This is a genomic window from Streptomyces sp. NPDC004111, from assembly GCF_042874215.1.
Taxonomy (GTDB): Bacteria; Actinomycetota; Actinomycetes; order Streptomycetales; family Streptomycetaceae; genus Streptomyces.
In genome coordinates, this window is the sequence record NZ_JBIAMU010000005.1 from 99,140 (window position 1) to 114,235 (window position 15,096).

The following is a 15,096-nucleotide window of genomic DNA, read 5'->3' on the forward strand; positions in this document are numbered from 1 at the left end:
CCTTATCGAGTAAGAGAGTTGGGATTTTCGTGAGTCGTAGGACCTTCGCCCGCACCGCCTCGGCCGCCCTCGCGGCCACCGTCGGCGTCACCCTGCTCTCCGCCTGCGGCGGCGCCGCCTCCGCCAAGGAGCAGCAGGGGGCCGCCGGGGGTACGCAGAGCGCGCAGACGGCCGCGAAGGGCTCGTCCGGCCGAGACCACGACCGCCGCACCCCCTTCACCGCCACCCACGTCGGCGGGCCCACCACCATCCTGGAGATCGGCGGCGCCCGCCTGCTGCTCGACCCCACCTTCGACCGGCCGAAGAAGTACCCGAGCGGCCTGGAGAAGATCAAGGCGCCCGCCTTCGGCGTGGACCGGATCGGGAAGATCGACGCGGTGCTGCTCTCGCACGACCAGCACGACGACAACCTCGACGACTCCGGCCGCGCGCTGCTGAAGGACATCCCGGCCGTGTACTCCACGCCCGGCGCGCACCAGCGCCTCGGCGCGCACGTCACCGGCCTGCGGAACTGGGAGTCGCGCGACATCAGGACCAGGTCCGGCAGCACCGTCAAGGTCACCGCCGTGCCCGCCCTGCACGGCCCCGACCGGGTGGACCGGGGCGCGGACGGCGAGGTCACCGGCTTCGTCCTGAGCGGCCGGGGCGTGCCGACGACGTACATCTCCGGCGACAACGCCTCGGTGAAGGTGGCCGCGGAGGTCGGCAAGCGGATCAGGAAGCAGTTCGGCCGGATCGACACGGCCGTCCTCTTCGCGGGCGCCGCCCGCACCCCCGCGATCCTCGACAACGCCCCGCTGACGCTCACCTCGCAGAACGCGGCGCGGGTCGCCGCGGACCTCGACCCGCGCAAGGTGGTCGCGGTGCACACCGACAGCTGGAACATCTACTCCGAGGACATGAAGTCCCTGGTCAAGGCGTTCCGGGAGCGGGGCGTCGCGGACAAGCTGGTCAACCTCAGGCCGGACGGCTCCACCAAGTGGCTGAACCGGTAGGAGCGGCGTACGGGGGAGGCGAAGGAGCGCGGTACCGGTCGCTTCCGGTGCCGCGCTCCTTCGTGATGCCGTACGGGCGTGTCGCGTGCCCGCGTACCGCCCCGGGCGGGCGTGCGGTGACCGCGGGTCAGATGCCCGCGGCCGCCGACAGGTCGCGCTTGACGGCCGCCAGCGTCTCGGCCGCCCGCGCGCGGGCCGCCGGGAGTCCGGCGGTGTCCGCGACCGGGACCACGACCTCCAGGTAGCACTTCAGCTTGGGCTCGGTGCCGGACGGGCGGACGATCACCCGGGCGCCGGTCAGCTGGTAGCGCAGACCGTCCGTCGGCGGCAGCGACTCGGTGCCCTGCGTGAGGTCCTCCGCCGAGATCACCGCGAGGCCGGCGAGGTGGGTCGGGGGAGCGGAGCGCAGCCGGGCCATGGCGTTCGCGATGACGGACAGGTCCTCGACGCGCACCGAGAGCTGGTCGGTGGCGTGCAGACCGTGGGTGACGGCCAGCTCGTCGAGGAGGTCCAGGAGGGTGCGGCCCTCCTCCTTCAGCTCGGAGGCGAGTTCGGTGATGGCCAGGGCGGCGGTGATGCCGTCCTTGTCCCGTACGCCCTCGGGGTCCACGCAGTAGCCGAGCGCCTCCTCGTAGCCGTAGCGGAGGTTGTCGACGCGGGCGATCCACTTGAAGCCGGTCAGGGTCTCCTGGTAGCCGATGCCCGCCTTCTCGGCGATCCGGCCCAGCAGCGAGGAGGAGACGATCGACTCGGCGAACACGCCCTCCGTGCCGCCCTTGCGGACGATGCGGGCGGCCAGCAGCGAGCCCACCTCGTCGCCGCGCAGCATCCGCCAGCCGCCCTCGGCCGCGGCGTCCGGCACGGCCACGGCGCAGCGGTCGGCGTCCGGGTCGTTGGCGACGATCAGGTCCGGGGCGGGCTCGGTGCGGCGGGCCGTCGCGAAGGCGAGGTCCATCGCGCCCGGCTCCTCCGGGTTGGGGAAGGCGACGGTGGGGAAGTCCGGGTCGGGCTCGGCCTGCTCGGCGACCAGCACCGGGGCGGGGAAGCCGGCGCGGGCGAAGGCGGCCGTCAGGACGTCCTTGCCGACGCCGTGCATCGCCGTGTAGACGGTGCGGGCGGTGCGCGGCGAGCCGGGGGTCAGGACGGCGTCCGTACGCGCCAGGTAGGCCTCCAGGACCTCCTCGTCGAGGGTGAACCAGCCGTCGTCGGGACGCGGTACGTCGGCGAGCGCCTCGACGGCGTCGATCTCGGCGGCGATCTCCGCGTCGGCCGGCGGCACGATCTGCGAGCCGTCGCCCAGGTAGACCTTGTAGCCGTTGTCGCGGGGCGGGTTGTGGCTCGCCGTGACCTCGACGCCGGCCACCGCGCCCAGGTGCCTTATGGCGAAGGCCAGTACGGGGGTGGGCAGCGGGCGGGAGAGCACCGCCGCGCGCAGTCCGGCACCGGTCATCACGGCCGCCGTGTCGCGGGCGAAGTCGGCGGACTTGTGGCGGGCGTCGTACCCGATGACGACCAGGTCGTCGGTGGAGCGGGGGCGGCCGGGCTGCTTGACGAGGTACGAGGCGAGACCGGCGGCGGCGCGGATCACGACGGCGCGGTTCATCCGCATGGGGCCGGCGCCGAGTTCGCCGCGCAGGCCGGCGGTGCCGAACTGGAGGGTGCCGGCGAAGCGCTCGGCGAGGGAGGCGGTGTCCTGGGCCTCGATGAGCTTGGCCAGCTCCTCGCGGGTCTCGGGGTCGGGGTCCTCGGCGAGCCAGGTGCGGGCGCGGGCGAGGAGGTCCGAGGTCGGGTCCTGGGTCACGGGGGCGCCTTTCGGGGTGGGTGGGGTGGGTGCGCCCCGCCAGGGGCGCGGGGAAGTGCGCGACCAGACACCCGTCTACCCGCGTGGGGACCGTTTTGTGCGGGGGGTGGGCGCATGGGGTGACGGGGGTACGGGGCCGGGGGCGGGCGGGGGCGGGGTTGTTCGGCTCCGCCGGGGGCCGCCCCCTTGCCCGCCCTCCCCCAAGCTCTCGACTTCGTTCGAGCAGGGGGGACCCCCGCGCCCGGGGGCGGCCCCGCCGCCCGAGGCGGCGGGCGGCGTAGTGCCGTTGCCCGAGGGGGCGGGGGTGGGGGTTAGATGCGGTCCAGGACGCGGGCCAGGAGGCTGCCCATGCGGGCGGCGCTGTCGCGGCCGGCCTGGAGGACTTCCTCGTGGTTCAGCGGCTCGCCGGACAGACCGGCGGCGAGGTTGGTGACGAGGGAGATGCCGAGCACCTCGGCGCCCGCCTCGCGGGCCGCGATGGCTTCGAGCACGGTGGACATGCCGACCAGGTCGCCGCCCATCACGCGGACCATGTTGATCTCGGCCGGGGTCTCGTAGTGCGGGCCGGGGAACTGGACGTACACGCCCTCCTCCAGCGTCTCGTCCACCTCCTTGCACAGCGCGCGCAGGCGCGGCGAGTAGAGGTCGGTGAGGTCGACGAAGTTGGCGCCGATGATGGGGGAGGCGGCCGTCAGGTTCAGGTGGTCGCTGATGAGGACCGGCTGGCCGGGGCGCATGCCCTCGCGCAGACCGCCGCAGCCGTTGGTCAGGACGACGGTCTTGCAGCCGGCCGCGACGGCGGTGCGGACGCCGTGCGCGACGGCGGCGACACCGCGGCCCTCGTAGAAGTGCGTACGCCCGAGGAAGACCAGGGCGCGCTTGTCGCCGATCTTGTACGAGCGGATCTTGCCGCCGTGTCCTTCGACGGCCGGAGGCGGGAAGCCGGGCAGCTCGGTGACCGGGAACTCGGCCTCGGGCTCGCCGAGGGCATCCACGGCGGGCGCCCAGCCGGAGCCCATCACGAGGGCGACGTCATGGGTCTCGGCGCCGGTGAGCTCACGCAGGCGCGTGGCCGCGGCGTCGGCGGCGGCTTGGGGGTCCGGGATTACAGATGCGTTCACGCGGAAGAGGGTAGCCGGTCCGGCCCTACGCGCGTAGATGTCACGGCGGACGGCAACGGGATTGTTGCGTTGGAGGATGTGACGAAGGGGGGTGTGGGGGTGTCCGGGGGGCGGGGCGTCCGGGGTGGGGGTGCGGCTCTGCCGGGGTGGGCGGGGGTGAATGTGCGGCTCCGCCGGGGGCCGCCCCCTTGCCCGCCCGTTCCGCCCCCGGGGGGCGGCCCCGCCGCCCAAGGGGGCGGGGGAGCGAGCGGGCGGGCCCGCCGCCCAAGGGGGCTCGGGTGGGGTCAGCAGGGGCGTTTGCGGAGTTCCATGACGTAGTCGTGGGGGGCGCCGGCGGATTCGGCGGCGTCGGCGATCTCGCCCAGGTAGCGGGCGGAGGGCAGGCCGCCCTCGTAGCCGTTGAGCACGTACATCCAGGTGGGTTCCTCGCCGTCCAGGGTGTGCACGCGCACCCGCATCCGGCGGTAGATGTCCAGGCCGACGCCCTCCCACCGGTCCATGGAGTCCTCGTCCATGGGAGCGATGTCGTAGAGCGCCACGAAGACCTGGGAGCGCGGGGCCTCGACCACCGTGGCGAGCGAGCCCTCCCAGCCCATCTGCTCGCCGCCGAAGGTCAGCCTCCAGTCGTTGAGCCATCCCGTGCCGCGCAGCGGCGAGTGCGGGGCGCGGCGGGACATCAGCCGCGCGTCGAGGTTGCCGGCGTACGCGGCGTAGAGCGACATGCGTCCGAGGGTACGGGAGGGGCGCCGCTCCCGGAGGAACGCCGGTGATCCCGTACCCGTGGGGGCAGGAACAACGACCGCGGCCCCGCCCGAGTTCCCCCGTGCGGGGCCCCGGGGCGAAGCCCGTGCCCGCGTGCGGGACAATGAAGTACGTACTGCACTCCTCCGGGGCGATCCCCCGGTACCCCGGCCGGGGCGGCAGGCGGCCGGGCGGGCGTTGCGGCGCAGCGGAATCAAGCGAACTCAGCACTAAGCGAACGCGAGGCGGACTTTTCGTGACCCGGATCGTGATCATCGGCGGCGGACCCGGCGGGTACGAGGCGGCCCTGGTGGGCGCCCAGCTCGGCGCGGAGGTGACCGTCGTCGACTGCGACGGCCTCGGCGGGGCTTCGGTTCTCACCGACTGCGTACCGTCCAAGACCCTGATCGCCACGGCCGAGGTGATGACGACCTTCGACTCCTCGTACGAGGAACTCGGCATCCTCGTGGCCGACGACACCCCGCCCGAGGAGCAGTCCGCGCGTGTCGTCGGCGTGGACCTCGGCAAGGTCAACCGACGGGTCAAGCGCCTCGCGCTCGCCCAGTCGCACGACATCACCGCCTCCGTGACGCGGGCCGGCGCCCGGGTCGTGCGGGGCCGGGGCCGGCTGGAGGGCCAGCAGGCCATGGACGGCTCGCGGACCGTGGTGGTCACCGCGGCCGACGGCACCGAGGAGCGGCTCACCGCCGACGCCGTGCTGATCGCCACCGGCGGCCACCCGCGGGAGATCCCGGACGCCCAGCCGGACGGCGAGCGCATCCTGAACTGGACGCAGGTCTACGACCTCGACGAGCTCCCGGAAGAGCTGATCGTGGTCGGTTCCGGTGTCACCGGTGCCGAGTTCGCGGGCGCCTACCAGGCGCTCGGCTCGCGGGTCACCCTCGTCTCCTCGCGCGACCGCGTGCTGCCGGGCGAGGACCCGGACGCCGCCGCCGTCCTGGAGGACGTCTTCCGCCGCCGCGGCATGAACGTCATGGCCCGCTCCCGCGCCCAGTCCGCCAAGCGCGTCGGCGACCGGGTCGAGGTCACCCTCGCGGACGGCCGCGTCATCTCCGGCACGCACTGCCTGATGGCCGTCGGCGCCATCCCCAACTCCGCGGGCATGGGCCTGGAGGAGGCCGGGGTCAGGGTCAAGGACAGCGGGCACATCTGGACCGACCGGGTCTCCCGCACCTCCGCGCCCGGCGTGTACGCGGCCGGTGACGTGACGGGCGTCTTCGCCCTGGCGTCCGTCGCCGCCATGCAGGGACGTATCGCCATGTACCACTTCCTCGGCGACGCGGTGGCCCCGCTGGACCTGAAGACGGTCTCCTCGAACGTCTTCACCGACCCCGAGATCGCCACTGTCGGTTACACCCAGGCCGACGTGGACGCGGGCCGGATCGACGCGCGCGGCGTCAAGCTGCCGCTGCTGCGCAACCCGCGCGCCAAGATGCAGGGCATCCGGGACGGCTTCGTGAAGCTGTTCTGCCGTCCGGGCACCGGGATCGTGGTCGGCGGCGTGGTCGTGGCCCCCCGGGCGAGCGAACTCATCCACCCGATCTCGATCGCGGTCGACAACAGCCTGACCGTGGAGCAGATCGCGAAGGCGTTCACCGTGTACCCGTCCCTGTCGGGATCGATCGCCGAGGTGGCACGGCAGTTGCACACCCGTAAGGCAACGGGCGAGAACTGACCTTCCGCGGTGCCGGGTTGACCGGCCGGGGCTTGAACTCGCCCCGGCCGACGGCCATATACCACTCCGGAGCGCTGTTTGCGACCAACTTCTGTTATTCGGCGCAAACTGCTGAAAACTATCGGCCGCTCAGGTTACTGTCAGTTTCGTGTTCGCTGCAGAACGTCGCCAATTGATCCTCGAAATGGTGCGGGCCAACGGGGCTGTTTCGCTCCGTGAGCTCGCCCGCGTCGTCCAGACCTCCGAAGTGACCGTACGGCGGGACGTGCGTGCGCTGGAGGCAGAAGGACTCCTCGACCGCCGGCACGGCGGTGCGGTACTGCCGGGCGGGTTCACCCGCGAGTCCGGCTTTCCGCAGAAATCCCATCTCGCGACCGCGGAGAAGACGGCCATCGCCGACCTCGCCGCCGGGCTCGTGGAGGAGGGGGAGGCCGTCGTCGTCGGCGCCGGTACGACCACCCAGGAGCTGGCGAGACGGCTGGCCCGGATCCCCGGGCTGACCGTCGTGACCAACTCCCTTCTGGTCGCGCAGGCGTTGGCCCACGCCAACCGTGTCGAAGTCGTCATGACGGGTGGAACCCTGCGCGGTTCCAACTACGCCCTGGTCGGAAGCGGCGCCGAGCAGTCCCTCCAGGGGCTGCGGGTGTCCCGTGCCTTCCTCTCCGGCAGCGGGCTGACCGCCGAGCGCGGGCTCTCCACGTCCAACATGCTCTCCGCGAGCGTGGACCGGGCGCTGGTGCAGGCGGCGGCGGAGGTGGTGGTCCTCGCGGACCACACCAAGCTGGGCACCGACACCATGTTCCAGACCGTGCCCACCGACGTCATCACCCGGCTCGTCACCGACGAGCCGCCGGGACACGACGAACGGGCGGCCACGGAACTGCAGGCGCTCGCCGACCAGGGAGTGCAGATCGCGGTGGCGGGGCCGGGGCCCGGAGCTTCGGGGGCCGGGCCCGCGGGTGACGGCGTCCCGGCGCGACAGCCGCAGCGTCGGGACATGCCCCTGCCGGGCCAGCGCCGTACCCATCCGGGCGGGCCGGGGGCGCAGCTGCGCAGTGCGGCGGCCCTGGCCGAGCAGGGGCTGCCGGCCGACCGGGCCAGAGTGGCCGATATGCGGCGCCGCTAGCCGGTGCTACCGGGCGGCCTCCTCGCCCCCCTGGCGGGGGCGGAGGCCGCGCACCGCCAGGGACAGCAGCCGGTCGGCCAACTCCGGGTCGTCCGGCGACTGTTCGGCGGCCAGCGCGATGGCGTTGGTCAGCTGCATGAGGTCCCGGATCGGCACGTCCGGACGTACCGCCCCCGCCTCCTGGGCGCGCAGCAGCAGGGTCGTGCCCGCCTCGCGCATCGGGATGCTGCACGCGGTCATCGCCGCGCCCTCCCCGGTGCCGTCCGTGCACGCGGAGGCCGCCATCAGTGCCCGTGCCAGTCCCCGGTACTCACTCGCATGAGTGATGATGGCGCGCAGCCAGCGCACCAGCGCCTCGCACGGCGCGGGGTCCTGGGCCAACTCCTCGGCGCGGGAGAGAAGTTCGTCGACGGCTTCCTGGAACACGGCGCTCAGCAGGGCGTGCCGGGTCGGGAAGTGGCGGTACAGCGTGCCGATGCCGACCCCGGCACGGCGGGCGACCTCCTCCAGGGAGGCGTCGGTGCCGTTCTCGGCGAACGCGGTGCGGGCCTCGGTCAGGAGCTTCTCGTAGTTGCGCCGGGCGTCCGCGCGCATGGGGCGAGGGGTGGGGACGGCGGGGTGGGTGGGGGGACTGGTGGTCGCCATGCGCCCAGCATGCCATTGGCCCGGAACGGCGGAAGGCCCGCACTCCCGAGGAGGCGGGCCTTCGGTGCTTCGTGGGAGCCGGATCAGTCCTTGATCTCGCAGATCAGGGCGCCGGACGTGACCGACCCTCCGACCTCGGCCGTCAGGCCCTTCACGGTGCCCGAGCGGTGCGCGTTCAGCGGCTGCTCCATCTTCATCGCTTCGAGTACGACGATCAGGTCGCCCTCGTTGACCTGCTGGCCCTCCTCGACCGCGACCTTGACGATCGTGCCCTGCATGGGCGAGGCCAGGTTGTCGCCGGACGCCGCGGAACCGGCCTTCTTCGCCGCGCGGCGCTTGGGCTTGGCACCGGCCGCGAGACCGGTCCTGGCGAGCGTCATGCCGAGCGAGGAGGGCAGCGAGACCTCCAGGCGCTTGCCGCCGACCTCGACGACGATCGTCTCGCGCCCGGCCTCGTCCTCGTCGCCCTCGGCGCCGGGAACGGTGAACGGCGGGATCTCGTTGACGAACTCGGTCTCGATCCACCGGGTGTGCACCCGGAAGGGCGAAGCGGTGAAGGCCGGGTCCGCGACCACCGCGCGGTGGAAGGGGATCGCCGTCGCCATGCCCTCGACGTGGAACTCGGCGAGCGCGCGGGCGGCCCGCTGGAGGGCCTGCTCGCGGGTGGCGCCGGTGATGACCAGCTTGGCCAGCAGGGAGTCCCAGGCCGGGCCGATGACCGAGCCCGACTCGACGCCCGCGTCCAGCCGGACACCGGGGCCGGTCGGCGGGGCGAAGCGGGTGACGGTGCCCGGGGCGGGCAGGAAGCCGCGGCCCGGGTCCTCGCCGTTGATGCGGAACTCGAAGCTGTGGCCGCGCACCGCCGGGTCGTCGTAACCCAGCTCCTCGCCGTCCGCGATGCGGAACATCTCGCGGACCAGGTCGATGCCGGTGACCTCCTCGGTGACCGGGTGCTCCACCTGGAGACGGGTGTTGACCTCCAGGAAGGAGATCGTGCCGTCCGCGCCGACCAGGAACTCGACCGTGCCGGCGCCGACGTAGCCGGCCTCCTTCAGGATCGCCTTCGAGGACGCGTACAGCTCCGCGTTCTGCTCGTCGGTCAGGAAGGGGGCCGGGGCCTCCTCGACCAGCTTCTGGTGGCGGCGCTGGAGCGAGCAGTCACGGGTCGAGACGACGACCACGTTGCCGTGCTGGTCGGCCAGGCACTGGGTCTCCACGTGCCGCGGCTTGTCCAGGTAGCGCTCGACGAAGCACTCGCCGCGGCCGAAGGCGGCGACGGCCTCGCGGACCGCGGAGTCGTACAGCTCCGGGACCTCTTCGAGGGTGCGGGCGACCTTCAGGCCACGGCCGCCACCGCCGAAGGCGGCCTTGATCGCGATGGGCAGGCCGTGCTCCCGGGCGAAGGCCACGACCTCGTCGGAGCCCGAGACCGGGTCCGGGGTGCCCGCGACGAGCGGGGCGCCGGCGCGCTGCGCGATGTGCCGGGCCGCCACCTTGTCGCCGAGGTCGCGGATGGCCTGCGGCGGCGGGCCGATCCAGGTCAGCCCCGCGTCGAGCACCGCCTGCGCGAACTCGGCGTTCTCGGACAGGAATCCGTAGCCCGGGTGGATGGCGTCCGCGCCCGAGTCCTTCGCGGCCTGGAGCACCTTGGCCATGTCCAGGTAACTGGCGGCCGGGGTGTCACCGCCCAGGGCGAACGCCTCGTCGGCCACGCGGACGTGCAGAGCGTCCCGGTCCGGATCGGCGTACACGGCGACGCTCGCGATACCGGCGTCGCTGCAGGCGCGGGCGACGCGGACAGCGATCTCGCCCCGGTTGGCGATGAGCACCTTGCGCACGATGGCTCCCTCCATGCTGTGTCTGTGTCCCGGGGGTTGAACCCCGGGCCCCCGGCCGGATTCACCCGAGCCAGGGAGCTCGGCGGATCATCGTGCCGAAAGGCTTCGCTGAAACATGCTGAGTTTAGGGACTGCCGACACGACCGCACGAGCAGCCCCCAAGGGTGAGCTTGCCCACACACAGGGTGATCCGAGGACCGCTCCGGTCGTGAAAACCCTTGTCGTACCACGGTACGACGGGTTGCCACATCGCACAGTAGTGCCGTGATGTGGTCAAGGTCTCTGTCCTGGCGACCAGCGGGGCGGGGGGAAACTTTGTGGGATCCCTACGAGAGGCCAAGGCTTTCTTTGCCCGGCCTTCAGCACGTCACGAGCTGTGCGCAACCCCTTGTTGAACGCATTACCCGTTAGTAGCCTGCGCGGTGCACCCGTACGTAACGAGGGGTAACACCGGAAAGCAGGTGGGGCCGGATGGTCCGCAGGCCGACAGCCGTGGTGACCGGGGCCGTACTGATCGTGGAGGCGGTCGGGGTCGTCTTCGTCAACATCGTGCTCGGCAAGGTCGTCGCGAACCAGTCCATGTCCCTGGCGGGCTCCGACCCCGACACGGTCTCCGGCGCCACCTTCGCCCTCGGCGCCGTCTTCGGCCTCTATCTCGCCGCCTGCGCGTTCTTCCTGATCAGAGCCGCGATCACGGACCGCGCCCCCGGCCGTCTCGGCCGCATCCTGCTGGTGGTGGCGGCCGTGGTGCACGGGGTGCTGGGCGCGCTCGCGGTCGGTCTGGTGAGCTGGTGGGCCTTCGCGTACCTGATGGTCGTCCTGGGCCTGCTCGTCCTGACCCTGATGCTCTACGGCGGCAAGGACGACCGGCTGCACGACCCGGCCGCCGACGGCCCGCCGGCCCCGCCCGAGCGGCCCGCCGCCCCGCCGGGGAACGGATCGCCCGCCGCCGCCTGAGAGTTGCGGCCGGGGCCCCGGGGCCGCCGGGGAGCCGCTGCGGGGCTCAGGCCCACAGGTCGGTGATCGCCACGTCCAGTTCCGCGAGCAGGGTGCGCAGCAGCGGCAGGGACAGGCCGATCACGTTGCCCGGGTCGCCCTCGATGCCCCGCACGAAGGGCGCGGAGCGGCCGTCCAGGGTGAACGCCCCCGCCACGTACAGGGGTTCGCCGCTCGCCACGTACGCGGCGATCTCGGCGTCCGAGGGCTCTGCGAAGTGCACGGTGGTCGACGCGGTCGCCGAGGCGCGGCGGCCCGTCGCCGTGTCGATGACGCAGTGGCCGGTCCGCAGCACGCCCGAGCGGCCGCGCATGGACTTCCAGCGGGCCGTCGCGTCCTCGGCGTCGTCCGGCTTGCCCAGCGCCCGCCCGTCCAGCTCCAGCACGGAGTCGCAGCCGATCACCAGGGCACCGGCCGCCTCCGGGAGCGCGGCCACCACGTCCGCCTTCGCCGTCGCCAGTACGAGGGCCAGCTCGCCGGGGGTCGGGGCGCTCAGCGCGTCCTCGTCGACCCCGCTGACGATCACCTCGGGCGCCAGCCCCGCCTGCCGCAGCAGGCCCAGCCGGGCGGGGGAGGCGGAACCGAGCACGAGGCGGCGCGAAGAAGTCATGTCACCAGGCTAGCCAGTGCGCAGGGGTGCCACACCGGCGCAGGGGTGCGACGGCGGCACAGAGGTACGGCGACGGCGCGGGGGTACCGCGACGGCACGGGGGCACGGCGACGGTACGGGGGCACGCCGACGGCGCGGGAGCACGCCGCCCGTGCGGGGCGGCGACGTCAGCGCACGCCCGCCACGAACATCGCCACCACCATCGCCAGCGCCAGCAGCAGCCCCGCGCGGCGCAGCATCGCCTGCATGTCGCGGAGCTCCTTGGGCGGCTCGTTCTTCGGGTCGGACCACAGCATGCCTTCGATAGTGCTGCCGGGAACGCCGTGGCGCCTGAGTACATGTACTCAGGCGCCACGGTGCGGAAGGACTCATTCAAGCCTGCGCTAGGAAGGCCAGTAGGTGCGGCCCCAGCTGCTGGGCCCCGGCCGGGGCAGCCGGTGGGCGGCCACCCGGGACGGGTCGGACCAGGCGGACCGCGGGGCGTCCTCTCCCGGCGCCGCGGTGCCCGGGGCCGCGGCGCGGGCCTGGACCACCGCCAGTGCGGCGGCCAGCTCCTCCGGGGTCGGGTTGCCCCGTACGACCTTGATCATGTCGCTCATTGGGTCCAACTCCCTTTCTAGAGAGGGATGTTGCCGTGCTTCTTCGGCGGCAGGGACTCGCGCTTGGTGCGCAGCTGGCGCAGGCCGCGGACGATGTGCGCCCGGGTGTCCGAGGGCATGATCACCGCGTCGACGTAGCCGCGCTCGGCCGCCACGTACGGGTTGAGCAGGGTGTCCTCGTAGTCCGCGATCAGCTCGGCGCGGGTCGCCTCCGGGTCCTCGGCCGCGGCGATGGTGCGCCGGTGCAGGATGTTCACCGCGCCCTGCGCGCCCATGACGGCGATCTGCGCGGTCGGCCACGCCAGGTTGAGGTCCGCGCCCAGGTGCTTGGAGCCCATCACGTCGTACGCGCCGCCGAACGCCTTGCGGGTGATGACGGTGATCAGCGGGACGGTCGCCTCGGCGTACGCGTAGATCAGCTTGGCGCCGCGCCGGATGATGCCGTTGTACTCCTGCTCCACGCCGGGCAGGAAGCCGGGCACGTCCACGAAGGTCAGCACCGGCACGTTGAAGGCGTCGCAGGTGCGGACGAAGCGGGCGGCCTTCTCGCTCGCGTTGATGTCCAGACAGCCCGCGAACTGCATCGGCTGGTTGGCGACGATGCCCACCGGGTGGCCCTCGACACGGCCGAAGCCGGTGATGATGTTCGGCGCGAACAGCGCCTGCGTCTCCAGGAACTCGCCCTCGTCCAGCACGTGCTCGATCGCCGTGTGCATGTCGTACGGCTGGTTGGCGCTGTCCGGGATGAGGGTGTCGAGCGCGCGGTCCTCGTCCGTGGTCTCCAGGTCCGCCTCCTCGGGGAAGGCGGGGGCCTCGCTGAGGTTGTTCGAAGGCAGGTAGGAGAGCAGCGACTTGACGTACTCGATGGCGTCCTTCTCGTCGCCCGCCATGTGGTGCGCCACCCCGGAGGTGGTGTTGTGGGTGCGCGCGCCGCCCAGGTCCTCGAAGCCGACGTCCTCGCCCGTCACCGTCTTGATGACGTCGGGACCCGTGATGAACATGTGCGAGGTCTGGTCCACCATCACCGTGAAGTCGGTGATCGCGGGGGAGTACACCGCGCCGCCCGCGCACGGGCCGACGATCAGCGAGATCTGCGGCACGACGCCCGAGGCGTGCACGTTGCGCCGGAAGATCTCCGCGAACAGGCCGAGCGCGACGACACCCTCCTGGATGCGGGCGCCACCGCCGTCGTTGATGCCGACGACCGGGCAGCCGGTCTTCAGCGCGAAGTCCATGACCTTGACGATCTTCTCGCCGTACACCTCGCCGAGCGAGCCGCCGAAGATGGTGAAGTCCTGCGAGTACACGCAGACCGGGCGGCCGTCGACGGTGCCGTAACCGGTCACGACGCCGTCGCCGTACGGGCGGTTCTTCTCGATGCCGAAGTTGGTGGAGCGGTGCCTGGCGAACTCGTCCAGCTCCACGAACGAACCCTCGTCCATGAGGAGTTCGATCCGCTCGCGGGCCGTCAGCTTGCCCTTGGCGTGCTGCTTCTCGACCGCACGCTCGGATCCCGCGTGCGTCGCCTCTTCGATGCGGCGACTGAGATCCGCGATCTTCCCTGCGGTGGTGTGGATGTCGATCTCTGCGGGCTCTGCGGCTTCGGACACGAGGGTGCGGCTCCCTGCTTCGGCTGCGTACGCGTTCGTCGGTGTCAACTGCACGGTGCCGACAGCGAGACGGTACGGACGGCTACTGGTCCGTAGCGTAATGGCGGGACTGCCGGTCGGCAGTGCGTCGTTTGCCACACCTAGGCTGGGTTGCATGACGCCTCCCCCTGATGCTTCGGACAGCTCGCCCGACCGTGCCCCGGACGCGATTCCCGGCGGCGGGGCCCGCCCCGGACGCTGGAGCGACCTCGACCGGCCGCCGCTCAACGCCTCCGGCCTGCGCAGGGCGCTGGTGCGGGACGGCTCGCTGTGGACCTCGCTCGACGTCGTACCGTCGACCGGCTCCACCAACAGCGACCTGGCGGGCCGCGCCGAAGGCCTGACCGAGGGGGCCGTGCTGGTCGCCGAGGAACAGACCAGCGGGCGCGGCCGGCTGGACCGCGCGTGGTCGGCGCCGGCCAGGTCCGGGCTGTTCCTCTCGGTGTACCTGGAGCCCGGGGACGGGGTGCCCGTCGAACGCTGGGGCTGGCTGCCGCTGCTCACCGGGGTGGCCGTGGCCACCGCCCTGTCGCGGGCCGCCGGGGTGGACACCGCCCTCAAGTGGCCCAACGACCTGCTGGTCACCGTGGACGGCGAGGAGCGCAAGGCGGGCGGCATCCTCGCCGAGCGGGCGGGCCGGGGAGTCGTCGTCGGCATCGGCCTCAACGTGTCGCTGCGCGCCGAGGAACTGCCGGTCTCCCGGGCCGGGTCGCTGCTGCTCGCGGGCGCGGCCACGGTGGACCGCGACCCGCTGCTGCGGGCCGTGCTGCGCTCCCTCGAACAGTGGTACGGCGACTGGCGCGGGGCCGGCGGCGACCCGGCCGGGAGCAGGCTCCAGGAGGCGTACGCGGCCGGCTGCTCGACGCTGGGGCGGATGGTGCGGGCGGAACTGCCCGGCGGACACGCCCTGACCGGTGAGGCGGTGGCGGTCGACGGGGACGGGCGGCTGGTGCTGGGCACCGCGGACGGTGTGCAGCAGCCGGTGGGCGCGGGCGACATCGTCCACCTGCGCCCACAGGCGTAGGGACACGCCGGGACCGGGCGGCGGTGCGGGCACGGCGCCGGGCGGGACCTCTCGACCGGGCGCGGACGCGGGTGTGCGGGTCGGGTGCCGGTCGGGTGCGGGCCCGGTGCGGAGGCCGGGAGGCGCGCGGGGGGACGCGCGGGCGCCCGGCGGGGCGGGGCGGTGTCACAGGTCCCATCCGCCACCAGGAGTGAGCCACGGCACATCTGCCGTATCGTTGACCCGACCCGCCACAGCGGGTCGGGCGACAGATCG

The 15,096-nt window shown here is 72.8% G+C and carries 14 protein-coding genes; 5 read left to right on the plus strand and 9 right to left on the minus strand.

The features are described from left to right. The first annotated feature begins 29 nt into the window (after positions 1-29). Positions 30-995: an MBL fold metallo-hydrolase gene (locus tag ACFYVL_RS12465; RefSeq protein ID WP_389243606.1), complete on the plus strand. Its 966-nt coding sequence runs from the start codon at positions 30-32 to the stop codon at positions 993-995. A gap of 127 nt (positions 996-1,122) precedes the next feature. On the opposite strand, the gene ACFYVL_RS12470 is transcribed toward ACFYVL_RS12465, so the two are convergent. From ACFYVL_RS12470 to ACFYVL_RS12480, 3 genes are all read right to left on the minus strand, one after another. Then, on the minus strand, positions 1,123-2,796 hold the full coding sequence (locus ACFYVL_RS12470) for a phospho-sugar mutase (RefSeq protein ID WP_389243608.1): 1,674 nt from the start codon (positions 2,794-2,796) through the stop codon (positions 1,123-1,125). Positions 2,797-3,107: 311 nt separating this feature from the next. Continuing rightward, complete coding sequence (locus ACFYVL_RS12475) at positions 3,108-3,917, minus strand: purine-nucleoside phosphorylase (RefSeq protein ID WP_389243610.1); 810 nt, start codon at positions 3,915-3,917, stop codon at positions 3,108-3,110. A gap of 284 nt (positions 3,918-4,201) precedes the next feature. Continuing rightward, positions 4,202-4,639, minus strand: coding sequence for a gamma-glutamylcyclotransferase (locus tag ACFYVL_RS12480; RefSeq protein ID WP_389243612.1), 438 nt, complete (start codon positions 4,637-4,639; stop codon positions 4,202-4,204). A 275-nt stretch (positions 4,640-4,914) separates the two neighbouring features. Here ACFYVL_RS12480 and ACFYVL_RS12485 point away from each other — a divergent pair, with 275 nt between their 5' ends. Next, on the plus strand, positions 4,915-6,354 hold the full coding sequence (locus ACFYVL_RS12485; RefSeq protein WP_389243614.1) for an NAD(P)H-quinone dehydrogenase: 1,440 nt from the start codon (positions 4,915-4,917) through the stop codon (positions 6,352-6,354). A 148-nt stretch (positions 6,355-6,502) separates the two neighbouring features. Then, the gene (locus ACFYVL_RS12490; protein WP_389243616.1) at positions 6,503-7,480 is read left to right on the plus strand and encodes a DeoR/GlpR family DNA-binding transcription regulator; all 978 of its coding nucleotides are present in this window, start codon (positions 6,503-6,505) and stop codon (positions 7,478-7,480) included. 6 nt (positions 7,481-7,486) lie between these two features. Here ACFYVL_RS12490 and ACFYVL_RS12495 read toward each other — a convergent pair whose 3' ends face one another. Further along, positions 7,487-8,125: a TetR/AcrR family transcriptional regulator gene (locus ACFYVL_RS12495; RefSeq protein WP_389243619.1), complete on the minus strand. Its 639-nt coding sequence runs from the start codon at positions 8,123-8,125 to the stop codon at positions 7,487-7,489. Positions 8,126-8,208: 83 nt separating this feature from the next. Then, positions 8,209-9,963 carry an acetyl/propionyl/methylcrotonyl-CoA carboxylase subunit alpha gene (locus ACFYVL_RS12500; protein ID WP_389244185.1) on the minus strand — a complete coding sequence of 585 codons (1,755 nt, stop codon included), beginning with the start codon at positions 9,961-9,963 and terminating at the stop codon, positions 8,209-8,211. Between the two features lie 471 nt (positions 9,964-10,434). Between ACFYVL_RS12500 and ACFYVL_RS12505 the strand changes: the two genes are divergently transcribed. Further along, complete coding sequence (locus ACFYVL_RS12505) at positions 10,435-10,920, plus strand: hypothetical protein (protein WP_389243621.1); 486 nt, start codon at positions 10,435-10,437, stop codon at positions 10,918-10,920. A 46-nt stretch (positions 10,921-10,966) separates the two neighbouring features. Here the strand turns inward: ACFYVL_RS12505 and ACFYVL_RS12510 are convergent, their stop codons facing one another. The 4 genes from ACFYVL_RS12510 to ACFYVL_RS12525 form a co-directional block, all read right to left on the minus strand. Continuing rightward, positions 10,967-11,569: a Maf family protein gene (locus tag ACFYVL_RS12510; protein WP_389243623.1), complete on the minus strand. Its 603-nt coding sequence runs from the start codon at positions 11,567-11,569 to the stop codon at positions 10,967-10,969. A gap of 167 nt (positions 11,570-11,736) precedes the next feature. After that, a complete protein-coding gene (gene mmpB, locus ACFYVL_RS12515; protein ID WP_389243625.1) occupies positions 11,737-11,865 on the minus strand; it encodes a morphogenic membrane protein MmpB in 129 nt (42 codons plus the stop codon). Positions 11,866-11,952: 87 nt separating this feature from the next. Next, on the minus strand, positions 11,953-12,159 hold the full coding sequence (locus ACFYVL_RS12520) for an acyl-CoA carboxylase epsilon subunit (protein WP_389244187.1): 207 nt from the start codon (positions 12,157-12,159) through the stop codon (positions 11,953-11,955). A gap of 26 nt (positions 12,160-12,185) precedes the next feature. After that, positions 12,186-13,778: an acyl-CoA carboxylase subunit beta gene (locus ACFYVL_RS12525; protein WP_389243627.1), complete on the minus strand. Its 1,593-nt coding sequence runs from the start codon at positions 13,776-13,778 to the stop codon at positions 12,186-12,188. 154 nt (positions 13,779-13,932) lie between these two features. On the opposite strand from ACFYVL_RS12525, the gene ACFYVL_RS12530 reads away from it, so the two are divergent. After that, positions 13,933-14,841 (plus strand): biotin--[acetyl-CoA-carboxylase] ligase, encoded by a 909-nt coding sequence (locus tag ACFYVL_RS12530; RefSeq protein ID WP_389243629.1) that lies wholly within the window; start codon positions 13,933-13,935, stop codon positions 14,839-14,841. Positions 14,842-15,096: the final 255 nt, after the last annotated feature.